Here is a 17,105-nt window from a genome sequence, read left to right as displayed (position 1 = left end):
TCAGGGGGAGTCGGCCACCTTGCGGGGCTCCAGGCCCAGCTTTGCCAGGGGAGTGCGGGTCATGTGGGCGGAGGGCCAGGCCTGGCCTTTGGTGGAGGTGCCGCGCGAGTACGGCCTGGCGCCGGACTGGTAGGTCACGAAGAACTCATCGCCGACCTCGGCGATTCCTTCGGCCAGGTTGGGAAGCCACTGCACGGCGCGGGGACGGATCGTGACCCGGTCCTGCACGATCAGCTGACTGCGTTTCGTGGGGCCGCGGGAGACGCTGAAGACGTACTCCTCCTCTCGGACCACGACGCCCTGCGTGCCGACCGGGGTGCGTACGCCGATCGGGGTCTTGATCTGCCAGGTGTCGTCCTTGCGGATGTACTTGTAGAGACGGTTGTTGGCGTGCGACCCGACGTAGAGCAGATCCTTCGTCGCCGCGAGGTAGGAGCCGGCGGCGACCGCGATCAGCGGGGAGACGGTGAAGACGGTCGAGAGCGGTTCGGCGTGGATGATCTGGGTCAGCGAGTAGCGATAGAGGCGGGGCGGGTTGCCCTCACGGCACACGAAGACCTCGTCACCGATGACCGCGACGCCGCCGGCGTTGACCGGCCCGCTCACACTGCCCTTCGGGCCACCCAGGTAGACCGCGCTGATGAGCTCGCCCGACGGCTTGTCGATCAGCGCGAGCGCGGAGCCGAGCTTGTCGCCGTAGTAGCCCTGGAGGAGGAGCTCGGACTCGGGAGAGTACGCCAGCCCCTGCGGGATCCAGCCGTGATCCTCGTCCCCGATGAGCACCTGAGCGGTGGCGATGTGCGGGATCAGCGGACCGAGGCTGCTGCCGCTACGGCCCAGCCAGGTCTCGGTGCGGTCGATGCCGCGTTGGACCCACTTCTGCTGCCTCTTGGCCATCATCCTGGGGTCGATCACGAGCAAAAAATCTATCCGCTCGGACACCGTTCGACCGCGGGTTCGGGGTGCGAGTCCGACAACTGTCCATCAGGCGGAACGGTCGGGCGACAGGTTTCATGTACCCGCCGGTATCAAAGGTGGCAGGATCTGCCGACATGACCAAGCGCGCCGACGTGATCGTGGTGGGAGCCGGCCTCGCCGGCCTGGCAGCAGCGGCCGAGGTCGCGGACGCCGGAAAGAGCGTTCTCCTGGTCGACCAGGAGCCGGAGCAGTCGCTGGGCGGTCAGGCCTTCTGGAGCCTCGGCGGGCTCTTCCTCGTCGACAGCCCCGAGCAGCGCCGGATGGGCATCAAGGACTCACCCGAGCTGGCGCTCCAGGACTGGATGGGATCCGCCCAGTTCGACCGTGACGAGGACCTGTGGCCGCGGCGCTGGGCCGAGGCGTACCTCGACTTCGCGGCGGGCGAGAAGCGGTCCTGGCTGCGCCAGATGGGCCACCGGATCTTCCCGGTCGTCGGTTGGGCCGAGCGTGGTGACGGCCGCGCCGACGGCCACGGCAACTCGGTGCCGCGCTTCCACATCACCTGGGGGACCGGGCCGGGCGTGGTCGAGCCGTTCGAGCGGCGGGTGCGCGCCCACGCCGACACCGGCCGCATCACCTTCGCCTTCCGGCACCGCGTCGACCATCTCGTGGTCGAGGACGGGACGGTCGTCGGCGTACGCGGCAAGGTGCTCGAGGCCAGCGGGATCGAGCGCGGGCAGGCCTCCTCGCGTACCGAGGTCGAGGACTTCGAGCTCAGCGGCCAGGCCGTGATCGTCACCTCCGGCGGCATCGGCGGTGACCACGACATTGTCCGCAAGCACTGGCCGGCCCGTCTCGGCACCCCGCCGAAGTCGATGGTCTCCGGCGTCCCGGCGCACGTGGACGGCCGGATGCTCGCCATCACCGGTGCGACCGGCGCCAGGATCATCAACGACGACCGGATGTGGCACTACGTCGAGGGCATCCGCAACTGGGACTCGATCTGGGCCAACCACGGCATCCGGATTCTTCCCGGCCCGTCTTCGCTGTGGCTCGACGCGACCGGCAAGCGCCTGCCTGCCCCGTTCTTCCCCGGCTTCGACACGCTCGGCACCCTCAAGCACCTGCGCCAGACCGGTTATGACTACTCCTGGTTCGTGCTGACCGAGAAGATCATCAAGAAGGAGTTCGCGCTCTCCGGCTCGGAGCAGAATCCGGACCTGACCGGCAAGGACATCAAGTTGCTCGCCGAGCGGGCACGCAAGGGGCCCGGCCCGGTGAAGAGCTTCATGGAGCACGGCGAGGACTTCGTGGTCGCCGAGAACCTCACCGCGCTGGTCCACGGCATGAACGGCCTCGCCGAGAAGGACCCGACCGGCCCGCAGATCGACGAGAGCGAGCTGCGCCGGATCATCGAGACCCGCGACCGCGAGATCGCCAACAACTTCACCAAGGACGCCCAGGTCACCGCGCTGTACGCCGCCCGCCACTACCGCGGCGACAAGCTGCAGCGCACCGCCAAGCCCCACCGGATCCTCGACGCCGAGGCCGGCCCGCTGATCGCGGTCAAGCTGCACATCCTGTCCCGCAAGTCCCTCGGCGGGCTCGAGACCGACCTGTCCGGCCGCTGCCTGACCTCGGCCGGCACGCCGCTGCCCGGGCTCTACGCGGCCGGTGAGGTCGCCGGCTTCGGCGGCGGCGGGATGATGGGCTACAACGCGCTCGAGGGGACGTTCCTCGGCGGCTGCCTGTTCTCGGGACGTACGGCGGGCAGGGCTGCGGCCGCAGCGATCTGACCCGATCAGCTCAGTGGGCGCCGGACAGCTCAGTGGGCGCCGGAGAGGTTCAGCCCGACCACGCCGACGACGATCATCGCCAGGAAGCCGGCCTTGGCGGCGGTGAGGTGCTCGCCGAGGAACATCACCCCGATGGCGGCGACCAGCGCCGTGCCGAGACCGGACCAGATGGCGTACGCCACCGAGACCGGCATCCGCTCGACCACGATCGACAACAGCCAGATCGAGCTGGCGTAGCCCGCCACGACGCCAACCGTCCACGCGGGGTTGCGGAAGCCCTCGGTGCGGGGGAGCAGCGCGGTGCTGGCGACCTCGATCGCGATCGCGACGACGAGCAGTGTGGCGGCGTACATCTCGGGGTCCTCCTCAGGCGCGTGTAGCGACCGCTACATCACTGAGAAATGTAGCAGTCGCTACATGATCGGCATAATGCTTTCCATGGATCGCAAGGAGGAACTCCTCGAGCAGGTCGTCGAGCACGTGCTCGAGCACGGGCTGATCGGACTGACCCTGCGTCCGCTTGCGGCCGCGATCGGCACCAGCGACCGGATGCTGATCTACCACTTCGGCGGCCGCGACGAGCTGGTCGCCGCGGTGGTGGCGCGCACCAACGAGCTCTCCGTGGCCGCCATCGGGGCGTTGGCGCCGGCCGAGGACGTACGCGGCGGGGTGGAGGCACTGTGGCGGGCCTACCGCGCGGAGCCGTTGCACAGCTGCCTGCAGATCTACCTGCAGGCAGCCGCCACCGGACTGATCGGGATGGAGCCCTACCGCTCGGTCGTCCGGGAGACCAACGAGCTGTGGTACGCCGCGCTGCGGGGCTACATCACCGCCTGCGGAGCGCCGCCCGAGCGCGCGGGCCGGATCGCCACCCTCGTCGACTCGTCGTTGTTCGGCTTCCATCTGGACCTGGCCGTCGATCGACCGGACGAGGTCGCCGCCGGTGTGGCCGATCTCGCCGCCGCCGCGGGGGCGATCGCCGAGGATCGAATCCACTCGATCATCTAAGGTCTGCCACGTGGAGTGCCCCAAGTTCGCGGTCAGTGTCGACCTCGTCGTGCTCACCGTCCGTGACGAGGCCCTCAGTGCCCTGGTCGTACGCCGCGGCACCGAGCCCTGTCGAGGCGCCTGGGCGCTTCCGGGAGGCTTCGTCCTCGAGGACGAGGGTCTCGAGGAGGCGGCGGCGCGCGAGCTCGCCGAGGCGACCGGCATGCGGCCGGGGAGCGTGCACGTCGAGCAGCTCGCGACGTACGGCGCCCCAGGGCGGGATCCGAGGGCGCGGGTCGTGACGGTCGCCTACCTCGCGCTGGCGCCGGACCTTCCGGTGCCTGCAGCCGGGTCGGATGCGACGGATGCACAGTGGTGCCCGGTCGACTCTCTGCTGGCCGACGACGGTCTGGCCAGTGACGGTCTGGCCAGCGACGGTCTGGCCTTCGACCATGCCGCGATCCTCCGCGACGGCGTCGAGCGCGCCCGCTCCAAGCTCGAGTACTCGCCCCTGGGCGCGGCCTTCTGCGCGGCGGAGTTCACGGTTGCCGAGCTGCGCCGGGTCTACGAGATCGTCTGGGGCGAGCGTCTCGACCCCCGCAACTTCCATCGCAAGGTCACCAAGACCGAGGCCTTCCTCGAGCCCACGGGCACCACGACGACGCGCGACGGGGGCCGCCCGGCTCAGCTCTTCCGGCGGGGCTCCGCGGAGCATCTGCACCCGCCGTTGTTGCGTCGTACGACCTGACCGGCCAGCACCCGAACCAGAAGAACCCGCTCACCATCCTCTCCCTCCGAGACGGCGGCAACATCGGATCGCCGGCCGAGCTCGCGGGGAAGAAGATCGGCGTCCAGGAGTCCGACCTCGCCCTCTTCCGGGCGCTGCTCACCGCCAACGGGCTCGAGGAGGAGAAGGACAACATCACGGTTGTCCCGGTCGAGCTCGACCCGACGCCGCTGACGGCGGGCCAGGTGGACGGCTTCATGGCCGATCTGACCAACCAGTCGATCGCCCTCGACCTCGCCGGCCACGAGATCACTGACCTGCCCTTCGCTGACAACGGCGTGCCGTACGTCGCCGAGACCTACACCGTCACCGACCAGTACCTCGCCGAGAACCGCGACCTTCTCGAAGCGCTGTTGACGGCCGAGGTCAAGGGATGGACCGGGTGTCGCAGAAGCTGATCTCGACGCCGGAGACCGAGAAGAACGGGCTGTTCACCATCTCCGAGGATCTCCAGCAGCAGACCGTCGACTCGCTCGCCGCCGCCGGCTGGAAGGTTGCGGCCGAGGATCTGTTCGACACCTCGATCATCGAGGCGATCTACGAGCAGAACCCCGAGCTGAAGGCGTACCAGCAGTAGCGGGGCCAGGCGGCCAGGGGTCAGCGGTCGGCAGCGAGGGCGAGGAGGTCGCGGTCGCGACCCGGGGCGGCGATCAGACAGAGACCGGCGGGGAGACCGGTCGGGGTGCGGACCGGGATCGAGACGGCAGGAAGGCCGGCGATCCCCGCGATGCAGGTGAGCCGCAGGGTGTCGTCGCGGACCCCGGCTGCCTCGGCGGCGGTCGGCGCCACCGTGGAGGCGCTCGGGAAGGCGAGCACCCGGTCGCCGACGACGTCGAGGATCTCCGATCGGGCCTGCGAGAGCACGGCCCGCGCTTCCGCGGCCTGCTCCCGGGTCACCGACCGAGCCATCTCGAACCGCCCGCGCACCGCCTCGCCGAGGGTGTCCAGCCGGGTCTCGAGCCAGGCTCCGTGGGCCCGCCAGGCCTGGTAGGCCTGCCCGACGACGAAGGCGTGGCGCCACTCGTCCAGCCGGGCCGGCGCCCAGGCCAGCGACGTGGCGTCGGGCAGGGCCTCGCGAACGGTGGTGGCGACGTCGTCGGAGGCGAGATCGAGCAGCGCCGGCACCACGTGGATCTCGCCCACGTCCGCGCCCGGCGACTCCGGCAGCAGCACGTCGCCCACCGCCTGCAGCAGGAACGCCGAACGCGTCATCCACCCGACGGTGTCGAAGGCCTTGGCGAGCGGGTGCAGCCCCTCGCGCGAGACAGCCCCATGGGTCGTACGGATGCCGTAGAGGCCCTGGTAGGCGGCCGGAACGCGGATCGAGCCGCCGGTGTCGGTCCCGAGCCCGATCGAGGCCTGACCGAGCGCGACCGCGGTCGCCGATCCGGACGAGGAGCCACCGGGGATGCGGCCCGGCGCCTTCGGGTTCGGCGGCGCCCCGTAGTGGGCGTTGAGCCCCGAGAGCGAGTAGGCGAACTCCTCGGTGCGAGCGATCCCGCGGATCGGGGCCCCGGCGTCCAGCAACGACGCGACCGCGGCGGCGTGCGACGGCGCCGGCGGAGCCTGCTCGAGCCAGGCCGGGCTTCCGGCGCCTACGGCGAAGCCGGCGACCGCGTAGAGGTCCTTGACTGCCACGGTCTCGCCCGAGAGCGCGCCGTCGGCGGTGTGCGAGGAGACCAGCGGGTCGCCGACGACGCGCCAGATCCGGGTGTCGAAGGCCGGCTCGGGCGTCGAGACGTGAGCCGCGGTGACCTGCCAGCCGGCGTATTCGATCCGCACCGGGTCCCGCGCCCACAGCTGCGTCTGCAACCCGCGCCCGCCCCGATCGAGCTCCGTGACGGCCACGATCAGCGCGTGGTCCTCGTCGATCACCTGCACATGGGTCTGCACGATCCGTCGCTTCGGCGCGCCACCGCGGGCTGCCCGGAAGGTTGAGATCTGGTCGTGTCCGACGATCAACCCGGCCGCATCGCCTCGGAGCGTGGTCGGGGAGTCGGCGAAGAGCGCGTCCAGGGCGGCGACGTCATCGGACATCAGCGCGCTCTCGTACGCCCGGAAGGCCTGCAGCAGCCCGTGGGGGACCGGCTTGAGCTGGGCGCCGTCGCGAGCTTGTCGAGGGGTCATGGGGCGAAGTCTGCCCTGTCGAGCCAGCGAGCGCCCAGCGACACCGCGGGCCCCGTCGTCGATCGTTTCAGGCCTCGATCTAGATTATTACTCATGAGTAATAGGGAGCAGGCTGAGTTCGACCGCGACATCGAGATCCGCAGGACCGGGCCCGACACGTACGCAGCCGACCTCGCCCCCGGCTGGGTGGTCGGCGGTGGCGTCAACGGTGGCTATCTGCTCGCGATCATCGGCAACGCGCTGCGGGCCCACCTGCCGCGCCATCCGGACCCGATCGTGCTGAGTGCGTTCTATGCCGGTGCGAGCACGCCAGGGCCTGCGGAGGTCCGCATCGAGACCAAGCGCGACAAGGGTTCGTTGGCCATCGCGACCGCCGAGCTCTGGCAGGGCGAGGAGCTGCGGATCACCACCACGGCGACGTACGCGGACCTCGACGGTCTCCACGCCAAGAGCAGCGGCTTCGAGCGGGTCACCGTGACCGAGCCGGAGCTGCCGCCGCTCGAGGAGTGCGTGTCCTCGACCACCGCGCCGGAGTCGGTGAAGGAGTTCGTGCCGATGCTGGACCGCTACGAGCTCTGCGTGCCGAAGGAGCAGTTCGTCTGGGGCGGCGCCGCGCCGACCGGCGAGGCCGTCTTCACCGGCTGGTTCCGGCACCACGACCGCGAGCCCGACCCGCTCTCGCTGCTGCAGGTGCTCGACGCGCTCCCGCCGGTGACCTTCGGTCTCGAGCTCCCGGGCTGGGCCCCGACGCTCGAGCTCACCTGCCACATCCGCCACAAGCCGGCGCCCGGCTGGCTCAAGGTCACCCACTACTCGCGCAACCTCTCGGGCGGCATGTTCGAGGAGGACTGCGAGGTCTGGGACTCCACCGGCACGCTGGTCGCGCAGGCGCGGCAGCTGGCCCGCCTGCCGCGAGCCTGACGGGTCGGAGCGGGGCGGTCACATCGGCGCGCAGCGGTCCTTTCCGCCGTACGCGTCCCAGTGCCAGGCCTCGACGGAGTACTGCTTCAGTCCGAAGGCCAGCGCCGTCTTGTTGAGGAAGCTCCACACCTCGCTGGTCGGCTCCGAGGCCCGCGTTGCGCAGGTCTTGCCCCCGGTCGCGCTGGGCTCCTCGAAGTCGATCGCGATGCCGAGCTGGTGGGAGGAGTGGCCGGGCTGGGCGGTCAGCGTGTAGTCGCCGGTCGGACAGCCTCCGGTGGCATCCTCCCGGCACAGCGCCTTCTGCTTCTTCATCGTCCGGAACGAGCTGCCCGCGACCAGATCCACGCCCTGCTTCTCGGCTTTCTCGACCAGGGCTGCGGCGGCCCCGGAGATCCGCGCGTTGACGACGGTCAGGCCCTCGGAGCCGTCGATGTAGTAGGGGTCGCCCTTGGTGCTCTCCGTGCCGGTGTTGGGCAGCCCCTCCACCGCGCAGAGCCGCACCGGGATCAGCTTGCCCGCGTCGTAGCCCTCGCCCTCACCCAGGTCCTTCGTGCCCGGTGCGCACACGAGCCCGGTCGATTCGGCGCGTACGTCGCCCACCGGCTTCGTCGGGGCGGCGACCTCGATGAGCTTGCCTGCGGACGCGCCGGCAGCCCGCTGCTCGGAGGCCTTCACGGCCAGCTCGGCGAGGTGGCCGGTGACCCCGCCCGCCTGCGCCTCGGTGGCCTCGCCGGTGTTCGAAGGGGTGTCCGGCGCCGTCTTCGGGACGTCGTCCGGGCAGGCCGTGATGGCCTCGCTCAGCGGCATCTTGGTCCCCGCCGCGAGGGTGATGTTCGCGCACACGACCGTGGTGTGGTCGCGCTTGGCATAGGTGTCCTGCCAGGTCCGGTAGCCCGCGACAGTGAAGCTGTTGTTGGCGGGATCGGCCCGCAGCGTACGCATCCTCAGGCCGTCGCCGTAGGCACCCGGCTGTTCGAGCCAGGTCCCGATGTCCGCGGCGGTGACCTCCCAGCCGACGCTGCGCAACGACGCGACGGCCACCGACAGGTCGCTGCCCACGCCCTCCACGTCGTCGGTCGTGGTCTGCTCCCACTTCTGCGTCTGCTCGTAGAAGTCGTACGCCCCGTAGCCGCCGACGCCCACCACGGCGAGCAGCAGCAGGCCGACGAGGATCTTCGGCCAGCGCCGCTTCTTCGGAGGCTCGGGGCCGAACGGGCGAGGGCCGTACCCATTCGGGCGCGCCGGGGGCTGCTGGCCTGGGTAGGCCTGGTCCGGGTAGGGCTGGTCCGGGTAGGCCTGGTTCGGGTAGGGCTGGTCTGGGTAGGGCTGGTCTGGGTAGGCCTGGTTCGGGTAGGGCCGGTCCGGATAGTGCTGTTCGGGGTAGTGCTGTTCGGGGTGAGGCCGCTGCCCGTAGGCCTGCTGCTCCGCCGGGTAGGGCTGCTGAACCGGGTAGCGCCGCTCACCCGGGCGGGGCTGGTGATGTCCCGGATGAGGCCGCTGCTGCCCGGGGTGCGGCTGGCCCGGCTGGCCGGGATATGGCTCCCGCGAGCCCGGATAGGGCTGCTGACCACGGTAGGGCGGACGCTGCTCGCCCGGACGCCGCGGCGGCCACTGCTGATCGCTCACGATCGGCCCCCGGACGGGAGCGGGCAGGCGATGGGCAGAAGACGGTGGGGCACGGCGTTGGAGCGTACCCAAGAGACCATGCTTTCCGGGTGTCTAGGGAACAATCTCACATGTGAACAGCCCCAAGACCGTAGTAGCCGCGGCGATCCTGAGCGCCGACGGCAAGCAGGTGCTGGCCGCGAGGCGTACCTTCCCGCCTGAGGCCGCTGGACGCTGGGAGCTTCCCGGCGGCAAGGTCGAGGAGGGCGAGACGCCCGAGGAGGCCCTCGTCCGGGAGATCGGCGAGGAGCTCGGCTGCCTGATCGAGGTGCTCGACTGGATGCAGAGCGAGTCGGTCATCGGGGCCTCGACCGGCTCGGCCACCGGCGCGCGGCTCGTCGCGGCGACCGCCCGGGTCGTGGCCGGCGAGCCGAGACCGCGTGAGCACGACCAGGTCCTCTGGCTCGCGGCCGAGGATCTCGACTCGGTCGACTGGCTCGAGCCCGACCGTCCCTTCCTCGACGCGCTCCGCCACGTGCTCGGCCAGCCCGAAGGGGCCACCCTGCGCGGCATCTTCTTCGACGAGGACGACGCCCGCACGGCCGCGGCGACGTTGGAGCGCGAGGGCTGGACGGCCCGGGTCGCCCGGGAGCGCTACCAGGGCGAGGACGACGACGAGGACCACCCCTGGTCGGTGGAGACCGACGCTCCCGAGCTGGTCCTGGAGCTGCTGGTCGACGAGTACGACGGCTGGCTGGACATCCCCGAGGACGAGCCCGACGACTCGATCGCCCCTGAGCCAGTCGACCTCCCTGGCGAACCCAAGCGGATAAAGAGATCCCCCGAGTAGGACTCGCGGAATCTCTGCCCCGACCTAGGATCGAGCTCGTGACTTCTCAGAAGAGCCTCCTGCTCGTGCATGCCCACCCCGACGACGAGACGATCGCGACGGGGGCGACGATGGCGAAATATCTCGCCGAGGGCGCCCGCGTCACCCTGGTGACCTGCACAGCAGGGGAGATGGGCGAGATCCTGGTGCCCGAGCTGGCCCACCTCGCCGCCGACCAGGAAGACGGCCTGGGCGAGCACCGCCGTGGCGAGATCGAGGGCGCGATGGCGGCGCTGAAGGCGCCCGACGGCAGCGAGGTCGACCACCGCTGGCTGGGCGGGTTCGGCAACTACCGCGACTCCGGGATGACCTGGAGCGAGGACCGCACCCACGCGCTGCCCGACCCCGACGCCCGCGAGAACGCCTTCTGGTACGCCGACCTCACCGAGGCCGCCGACCACCTCGTCACGATCATCCGTGAGGTGCGCCCGCAGGTGCTGGTCACCTACGACGAGTTCGGCAACTACGGCCACCCCGACCACATCCAGGCGCACCGGGTCGCGACGTACGCCGCCCATCTCGCCGCCGTGCCGACCTACAAGAAGGAACTCGGCGAAGCCCACGAGATCGATCGGATCTTCTGGACCGCGATCGCGGAGAGCTGGATCCGCGAAGGGCTGCGGGCAGCCCGGGCGGCCGGCGACGAGGAGGCGCTCGGCGGGATGGACCCCGAGGGCCCGATCCCGATGGCCACGCCCGACGGCGACATCGCCGCCGCGATCGACGGCACCACCTACGGCGACCAGAAGGTCGCCGCGATGCGGGCCTACCCCACGCAGATGGACATGGAGCAGGGCATGTTCGCGATGACCAACAGCCTCGGCACGACCGCGTGGTCCCACGAGCACTTCCGGATCGCCAAAGGGCACACCGAGGGCACCGGCCTGACCGATCTCTTCGCCGGGTTGTGAGGCTGCTCGTCGGGGGCCTGGCCCGTGGTGCGGCCGGTCTGCTGCTCGGCCTCCTCGTCGGGGTCGCGGCGGTCGCTATCCACCCGTGGTGGTGGGGCCTGCTGCTCGCTGTCGCTGCGTCCTCGGCGATGCTGCTCGCCCTTCCTCGTGGAGTATCGCGGGTGGCGTACGCGGCGGCCTGGGGGATCGTGGTCGCGCTGGCCGCGACCCCGAGGCCGGCGGGCGGCTACGCCGTCGCGGGCGACCTCGCTGGATACCTGATGATCTTCTGGGCGGTGCTGATGATCGTGGTGTCGGCGGCGACCGTGTCGAGGGCCACATCGCGGGCTGGTCGCGCCGACCCCGGCAAGTGACGAAGGTCCCAAGATGGGCTACGGCTTCGGCCTAGGGGGGTATAGGTCCTAGGCTCTCCCGCATGTCCACTGAGCGCGAGGCCTCCAAGGCCCCCGAGCCCGCGAAGCAAACTGACGCGGCCGGGTCCAACGCCAGCCAAGCTGGCGCGGACGATGCTGCCGTCGAGACGATCATGATCCCGCAGATCGAGATCGACGCTCGAGTTGCCGAGTCCACTGGCGCCAAGCCAGTCTCCATCGAGCCTGAGGACGCGCCCGACGGCGCGACCCGGCTCGTCTCTGCCGAGGCCGATTCCGGTCATGACTCCGACGAGGATCCCGCCGACGAGACCCTGCTGCGCAGCACGATGCTGCGCTCGGGGCTGCCGAAGCGTGCGGAGCTGCCGGAGGAAGACAACTACCTGTTCGTCTCCAAGAGCCGCGAGTTCGCCCCTGAGCCGGAGGCCGTCGACGCTGCGCCCGACCTGGGTGACGACGCGGACACCGAGATGGCGTTCCAGAGTCCGGTCGACGAGAACCCCGACTTCGACGAGCCGCTCGAGGCGACCGTCATCGGCGTCGGGCCGTTCGTCGTGCACGATCCCATGCCCGACTCGGCGCACGACTCCGCCCATGACTCCGGGGGCCACCCCGCCTACGACCCCTATGAGCAGCCCGGCTCCGCCCAGCCCGGCTACTCACAGCCCGGCTACTCACAGCCCGGCTACTCACAGCCCGGCTACTCACAGCCTGGCCACCCGCAGTCTGGCTATCCCGAGCCGGACTATGCACAGCCCGACTACGCGCAGCCGGTCGCGGCCGAGGGCAAGCCCCTCGGCACCGGCGCCAAGGTCGCCGTCGCGGTCGCCGGCGGCGTCGCCATCCTGGCCTTCGCTGGCTGGGCCGCAGCGTACGCGGTCGCCGGGGACAAGATCCCGGACGGCACCACGGTGGCCGGCGTGGACATCGGCGGGATGACGACGTCCGAGGCGACGCCGGTCCTGGACCAGAAGTTCGCGCCGGCCCACAGCCAGCCGATCCACGTGGCCGCCGGTGACAGCACGACCGAGGTCAACCCGGCCGACGCCGGCCTCAGCTTCGATGCCAAGGCGACGGTCGCGAAGGCCGATGCCGCGCGCAGCTGGAACCCGGTCAAGCTGTGGAAGCACTTCACCGGCGGCGGCGAGATCGAGCCGGTCATCAAGGCCGATGACAACCTGATCGCCAAGGTCGCGGCCAAGGTCAACAAGCGCGCCGGGACTCCCTTCAAGGACGGCGACGTCGTCATCAAGCGGGGAAAGATCAAGACCACCCAGCCGGTCGCCGGCGAGGGGGTCAGCAACGAGGCGCTCCAGGGCGCGCTCGCCGGTCAGCTGCTCGTCGAGGGCGACCGCAAGGCTGATGTCCCCCTCGCGGAGCTGACCCCGGATGTCGACGAGACCGACGTCGAGGAGGCGGTCGAGAAGATCGCGACCCCGGCGGTCTCCGGCCCCATCACGCTGAAGTTCGAGAAGACTCCGGTGCAGCTGTCCCCGAAGGAGTTCGGCGACGCGATCCGCTTCGACCCGAAGGACGGCGAGCTGCAGGCATCGGTCGCGTCCTCCAAGCTGAAGAAGGTGCTGAAGAAGGCTCTCGCGGACGACGCCGCGAAGCCGGTCGATGCGACCGTCGAGCTGGTCAACGGCTCCCCGAAGGTCGTTCCTGCCAAGCCGGGCGTCACCTTCAACCAGAAGGACCTGGAGGCTGTCTTCCTCGACGTCGTCACCGCGCCGCAGGGCGAGCGGACCGTCGAGGTGAAGTCGAAGGTCGCCAAGCCGAAGGTCACCACCGAGGAGGCCAAGGCCTGGGGGATCAAGGAGAAGGTCTCCTCCTTCACCACCAACTTCCCCTACGCCGAATACCGCAACGTCAACATCGGCCGCGCGGCTGAGCTGGTCAACGGCACCGTGCTCGCGCCGGGGGACACCTTCTCCCTCAACGGCATCGTCGGGGAGCGTACGGCAGCCAACGGCTTCACCAAGGGCTGGATGATCCAGAACGGGATCTTCCGCGAGGACTACGGCGGCGGTGTCTCGCAGATGGCGACGACCACCTTCAACGCGATGTTCTTCGCCGGCCTCCAGGACGTCGAGCACAAGGCGCACTCGCTCTACATCAGCCGCTATCCGATCGGCCGCGAGGCGACCGTCGCCTGGCCCTCGCTGGACCTGAAGTTCAAGAACAACACCAAGTACGGTGTGCTCATCCACTCCTGGATCAACCCCGCCGGCGGCAGCAGCCAGGGCTCGGTGACCGTCGAGATGTGGTCCACGAAGATCTGGGACATCAAGACCCGCACCGGCGAGCGCTACGACTTCAAGCCGCCGGGCAAGCAGAAGATCACCGACGGCAACTGCGAGAACACCGTCGGCGCCCAGGGCTTCTCGATCAACGTCTGGCGCGACTTCTACAACGCCAGCTCGGGGGCGAAGGTCGACACCGAGACCTTCAAGACCACCTACATCCCGCAGGACGAGGTCGAGTGCACCGACGAGTCCAAGAACCCGCCGCCCCCCGCCGACCCCAACTGACGGTCCCCGCTGGTCGAGCCGCCGGAGCCGCTAGGCGGAGGCGTGTCGAGACCAACACCGTCGCTGACTGTGTTGGTCTCGACAGGGCTCGCTAGCGCTCGCGGCTCGACCGACGCTACGGCGTGAGGCGGTGGAGGTCCCTCGGGAACAGGGTGACCTCGCGGATGTTGGCGGCCTCGACGAGCCGAGCGACCCAGCGCTCCAACCCCAGCGCGAAGCCGCCGTGCGGCGGCATCCCGTGGGCGAAGGCCTGCAGATACGAGGCGTACGCAGCGGGCTCCTCGCCGCGCGCCCGGATCGCCTCCTCGTAGTCGGGGAGCCGGTGCAGGCGCTGCCCGCCGGTGACCAGCTCGAGTCCCCGGAAGAGCAGGTCGAAGCTGTTGCTCCCCTCCCCTGGTGGTCGAGCCTGTCGAGACCAGGGATGGGTGTAGAACGGCCGCTTCCGCATCGGGTAGCCCTCGACCGCGAGGAAGTCCGAGGCGTACGTCTCCCGCGCCCATGCTCCGAGCGCGCGCTCGTGCTCGGGCGCGAGGTCGGGCTCGTCCGCCGGAGCGCCGACCAGCTCGAGTGCCTCGGCGAAGTGGATGACCGGGATCTCCGGGGGCACCACGGGCAGCTCGAGCTGGAGCCGCGAGACCGCGTCCGCGGCGTACGTCGCGATCCCGGCCCGCATTCCGGCGAGGACGTCGCGGAGCAGGCCGAGCACGTCGCGGTGGTCGCGGATGAAACCGAGCTCGACGTCGAGGCTCACGTATTCGGCGAGGTGACGCACCGTGTCGTGCGGCTCGGCCCGGAAGACCGGTCCGACCTCGTAGACCCGCTCGAAGACGCCGACCAGCTGCTGCTTGTAGAACTGCGGCGACTGGGCGAGGTAGGCGGGACGCCCGAAGTAGTCGATCGCGAAGACGTTCGCCCCGGACTCGGTCGCCGACTCCACGATCTTGGGGGAGTGGACCTCGGTGAACCCCACGGAGTCGAGCGTCGCCCGGAACCCGCGCAGAGATGCGGCGGCGATCTCTCCACGAGCCCGGACCCGCGGATGGCGCCAGGTCACCGGGGCGTGGTCGAGCAGCGTCGGCAACCCGGCCGCGAGCTCTGGTCGCCACAGCTCGACCGGCGGGGTGAGGGCTGGGTCGGAGAGCGCGGTGACCACCGGCGAGGTGACCTCGACCCCTCCCGGTGCCTGGGGGTTGGCGGTCGCGATCCCGACCACCTCGACCGGAGTCTCCTCGGGAGGCGCCTCCTGACCGTCAGCCGCCTTGATCACCACCTGTGCCAGGCCGGTGCGGTCACGAACGACGAGGAAGGTGACGGTGGCGAGCTCACGGCGACGGTGCACGTGTCCGCAGAGTCGGACGGTGTCGCCCGGTGCGACAGCGGGAAGGTGGCCGGCGAGCGTACGGTCTGTCGGTTTCATCTTGTCCTCCAGGTGGCGAGGCCCTGGAGGTGTGGGCGGGGGCTAGGTCGCGGTGCCACCACACCTTTGCTGATGTCTCATCAGCCTCTCGTCGATCCGCCGTACGCGCGGACACCACCTTGCCGCTGTGGCTGAGGGTCGTCACTCCTCGGCGGTGCCACTGACGATCGTAGATGTCGTCTCGCGTCGCATGCGAACGAGTTTTCGTGCGTGACGTGAGTCACACGAGTTCGTTGACATTGTCATGCGCCCGTTCCTGCTGAGCCTTCTCGCTGCTGTCGCACTCGCTCTCGTCCCGGTCTCCGCCTCCGCTGCCGCGGGGACTAGCCGGACCGCGATCCCGCTGCCGGGATCGCCCTACGGTGACCCGCTCGGTGCCAACGACTGGGCATGCGTGCCGTCGGCCCAGCGGCCGACGCCGGTGATCCTGGTGCATGGCACCTTCGGTGACCGTCGCTCGCTGCTGGACCCGATCTCCCTGGCCATGAAGCGGGCCGGGTTCTGCGTCTACTCCCTCGACTACGGCAACCGCGCGACCGGCGACATCCGGGACTCGGCTGCTCACCTCGGTGAGTTCATCGAGCGCGTACGCGAGGTCACCGATGCGGAGAAGGTCTCGCTCGTGGGCCACTCCCAGGGCGGGATGATGCCGCGCTACTACATCAAGAACCTCGGCGGCGCCGGTCTTGTCGAGGACCTCGTCGGCCTCGCCCCGTCCAACCACGGCACCTCGATCATGATGGACGGGAGCACCGCCACAGCCACCGAGTCCACCGGCCTCTGCGTCTCCTGCGCCCAGCAGGCCGCCGGCTCGCAGTTCCTCGCCGAGCTGAACGCGGGCGACGAGACTCCGGGCGACGTCTCCTACACACAGATCATCACCGCCACCGACGAGGTGGTCGTGCCGTCCACCTCAGGGTTCCTCGCCGAAGGCCTGAACACCACCAACGTACGCATCCAGGACGCCTGCGCCCTCGACCTCTCCGAGCACCTGCTCATCCCGATGAGCGCGACCGCCATCAAGCTCACCCTCGACGCACTGACCCGCGAAGGCCCCGCCTCTCAGGGCCTGAAGACCTGCTGATCCCGAGAGGTCAGTTCTTGAGGCCGAGAGGTCAGTTGCGTACCTGATCCTGACCTCTCGGCGTCAGAAACTGACTTCTCGACGTCAATATTCGACGCTTCGGCGAGTGGCTACCAGATGGTGTGGATGGAGTCGTACGCCTGGAGCCTGCTGTCCTTGGTCACCAGAGGCAGGTTCTCGAGCATGCTCTGGGCCGCGAGCATGCGGTCGAACGGGTCGCGGTGGTCCCAGTCGAGCTCTCCGGCGAGGCGGGAGTGGGTGAAGTCGATCGGAAGCCGCTCCAGGACATGAAGACGGGTGCGGTCCTCGAAGGTGGCGACCAAGGTGCCACCGCCGGGGAGCTTGCCGAGTCGAGTCTTGGTCGAGATCTCCCACAGGCTCGCCGCCGAGACGAACACCTCGGTGTCGATGTCGACGACTGTCTCGTAGGCAGTGGTGCTGAACCGGTCGGGCTCGCTCACCAGCCAGATGTAGGCATGGGTGTCGAGGAGGACCCGCTCAAAGGTCTTCATCGAGCGAGCCCTCCCAGGCGGCGATCTCGTCGTCAGGAAGCGGGTCGAAGAACTCATCGGGGACGCTCACGCGTAGCCCGCCGAGAATCCGCTTCGTCGGCCGTTCGATCGGCACCAGGCGCGCGATGGCACGGTCGCCCCGGGCGATGACGACCTGGCCGCCGGCCTCGACCTCGGCCAGCAGACTCGACAGGTGCGTCTTCGCCTCCTGCACCTTCACGACATGCGCTGCGTCCATGCGCCCACGGT

18 protein-coding genes are annotated in these 17,105 nt (G+C 69.8%); 11 read left to right on the top strand and 7 right to left on the bottom strand.

Going from position 1 to position 17,105, the window contains the following annotated elements:
- Positions 1 to 915, bottom strand: coding sequence for a hypothetical protein (locus tag IEY84_RS24085; protein WP_183547086.1), 915 nt, complete (start codon positions 913 to 915; stop codon positions 1 to 3).
- A 137-nt stretch (positions 916 to 1,052) separates the two neighbouring features.
- Between IEY84_RS24085 and IEY84_RS24080 the strand changes: the two genes are divergently transcribed.
- A complete protein-coding gene (locus IEY84_RS24080) occupies positions 1,053 to 2,714 on the top strand; it encodes an FAD-binding dehydrogenase (protein ID WP_183547084.1) in 1,662 nt (553 codons plus the stop codon).
- Positions 2,715 to 2,743: 29 nt separating this feature from the next.
- Here IEY84_RS24080 and IEY84_RS24075 read toward each other — a convergent pair whose 3' ends face one another.
- The gene (locus IEY84_RS24075) at positions 2,744 to 3,067 is read right to left on the bottom strand and encodes a DMT family transporter (protein ID WP_183547082.1); all 324 of its coding nucleotides are present in this window, start codon (positions 3,065 to 3,067) and stop codon (positions 2,744 to 2,746) included.
- Positions 3,068 to 3,152: 85 nt separating this feature from the next.
- On the opposite strand from IEY84_RS24075, the gene IEY84_RS24070 reads away from it, so the two are divergent.
- From IEY84_RS24070 to IEY84_RS26850, 4 genes are read left to right on the top strand one after another with little or no spacing between them, the layout of a single operon-like run.
- Entirely contained in the window at positions 3,153 to 3,722 is a 570-nt protein-coding gene (locus IEY84_RS24070; RefSeq protein ID WP_229788959.1) for a TetR/AcrR family transcriptional regulator, read from the top strand.
- 10 nt (positions 3,723 to 3,732) lie between these two features.
- A complete protein-coding gene (locus tag IEY84_RS24065; RefSeq protein WP_183547078.1) occupies positions 3,733 to 4,449 on the top strand; it encodes an NUDIX hydrolase in 717 nt (238 codons plus the stop codon).
- Positions 4,446 to 4,886, top strand: coding sequence for an ABC transporter substrate-binding protein (locus IEY84_RS26855; protein ID WP_221208996.1), 441 nt, complete (start codon positions 4,446 to 4,448; stop codon positions 4,884 to 4,886). Before IEY84_RS24065 ends, IEY84_RS26855 begins: the two co-directional genes overlap by 4 nt.
- Positions 4,871 to 5,065 (top strand): hypothetical protein, encoded by a 195-nt coding sequence (locus tag IEY84_RS26850; RefSeq protein ID WP_221208947.1) that lies wholly within the window; start codon positions 4,871 to 4,873, stop codon positions 5,063 to 5,065. The genes IEY84_RS26855 and IEY84_RS26850 overlap by 16 nt, the downstream gene beginning before the upstream one ends.
- Positions 5,066 to 5,085: 20 nt before the next feature.
- On the opposite strand, the gene IEY84_RS24055 is transcribed toward IEY84_RS26850, so the two are convergent.
- A complete protein-coding gene (locus IEY84_RS24055; RefSeq protein ID WP_183547076.1) occupies positions 5,086 to 6,615 on the bottom strand; it encodes an AtzH-like domain-containing protein in 1,530 nt (509 codons plus the stop codon).
- A gap of 93 nt (positions 6,616 to 6,708) precedes the next feature.
- Here IEY84_RS24055 and IEY84_RS24050 point away from each other — a divergent pair, with 93 nt between their 5' ends.
- Positions 6,709 to 7,536 carry a thioesterase family protein gene (locus IEY84_RS24050; protein WP_183547074.1) on the top strand — a complete coding sequence of 276 codons (828 nt, stop codon included), beginning with the start codon at positions 6,709 to 6,711 and terminating at the stop codon, positions 7,534 to 7,536.
- An 18-nt stretch (positions 7,537 to 7,554) separates the two neighbouring features.
- On the opposite strand, the gene IEY84_RS24045 is transcribed toward IEY84_RS24050, so the two are convergent.
- Entirely contained in the window at positions 7,555 to 9,162 is a 1,608-nt protein-coding gene (locus IEY84_RS24045; RefSeq protein ID WP_183547072.1) for a M15 family metallopeptidase, read from the bottom strand.
- A gap of 112 nt (positions 9,163 to 9,274) precedes the next feature.
- Here IEY84_RS24045 and IEY84_RS24040 point away from each other — a divergent pair, with 112 nt between their 5' ends.
- The 4 genes from IEY84_RS24040 to IEY84_RS24025 all read left to right on the top strand — a co-directional run bounded on the left by IEY84_RS24040 (position 9,275) and on the right by IEY84_RS24025 (position 13,843).
- Entirely contained in the window at positions 9,275 to 9,991 is a 717-nt protein-coding gene (locus IEY84_RS24040) for a (deoxy)nucleoside triphosphate pyrophosphohydrolase (protein WP_183547070.1), read from the top strand.
- 38 nt (positions 9,992 to 10,029) lie between these two features.
- Positions 10,030 to 10,941, top strand: a complete 912-nt coding sequence (gene mshB, locus IEY84_RS24035) for an N-acetyl-1-D-myo-inositol-2-amino-2-deoxy-alpha-D-glucopyranoside deacetylase (RefSeq protein WP_183547068.1) — start codon at positions 10,030 to 10,032, stop codon at positions 10,939 to 10,941.
- Positions 10,938 to 11,294, top strand: coding sequence for a hypothetical protein (locus IEY84_RS24030; protein ID WP_183547066.1), 357 nt, complete (start codon positions 10,938 to 10,940; stop codon positions 11,292 to 11,294). Before mshB ends, IEY84_RS24030 begins: the two co-directional genes overlap by 4 nt.
- Positions 11,295 to 11,356: 62 nt before the next feature.
- Entirely contained in the window at positions 11,357 to 13,843 is a 2,487-nt protein-coding gene (locus IEY84_RS24025; RefSeq protein ID WP_183547064.1) for a VanW family protein, read from the top strand.
- 115 nt (positions 13,844 to 13,958) lie between these two features.
- Here the strand turns inward: IEY84_RS24025 and aspS are convergent, their stop codons facing one another.
- Positions 13,959 to 15,260 (bottom strand): aspartate--tRNA(Asn) ligase, encoded by a 1,302-nt coding sequence (aspS, locus tag IEY84_RS24020; RefSeq protein WP_183547062.1) that lies wholly within the window; start codon positions 15,258 to 15,260, stop codon positions 13,959 to 13,961.
- Between the two features lie 244 nt (positions 15,261 to 15,504).
- Between aspS and IEY84_RS24015 the strand changes: the two genes are divergently transcribed.
- On the top strand, positions 15,505 to 16,344 hold the full coding sequence (locus IEY84_RS24015) for an esterase/lipase family protein (RefSeq protein WP_183547059.1): 840 nt from the start codon (positions 15,505 to 15,507) through the stop codon (positions 16,342 to 16,344).
- 110 nt (positions 16,345 to 16,454) lie between these two features.
- Here IEY84_RS24015 and IEY84_RS24010 read toward each other — a convergent pair whose 3' ends face one another.
- Positions 16,455 to 16,856 carry a type II toxin-antitoxin system VapC family toxin gene (locus IEY84_RS24010; protein WP_183547057.1) on the bottom strand — a complete coding sequence of 134 codons (402 nt, stop codon included), beginning with the start codon at positions 16,854 to 16,856 and terminating at the stop codon, positions 16,455 to 16,457.
- Positions 16,843 to 17,094, bottom strand: coding sequence for a type II toxin-antitoxin system Phd/YefM family antitoxin (locus IEY84_RS24005; protein WP_183547055.1), 252 nt, complete (start codon positions 17,092 to 17,094; stop codon positions 16,843 to 16,845). The genes IEY84_RS24010 and IEY84_RS24005 overlap by 14 nt, the downstream gene beginning before the upstream one ends.
- Between the last annotated feature and the right edge of the window lie 11 nt (positions 17,095 to 17,105).

Origin of the sequence: Nocardioides albus (assembly GCF_014648255.1) — a bacterium.
GTDB classification, from domain to species: Bacteria; Actinomycetota; Actinomycetes; order Propionibacteriales; family Nocardioidaceae; genus Nocardioides; species Nocardioides albus.
This window is presented reverse-complemented; position numbering and strand designations above follow the sequence as displayed.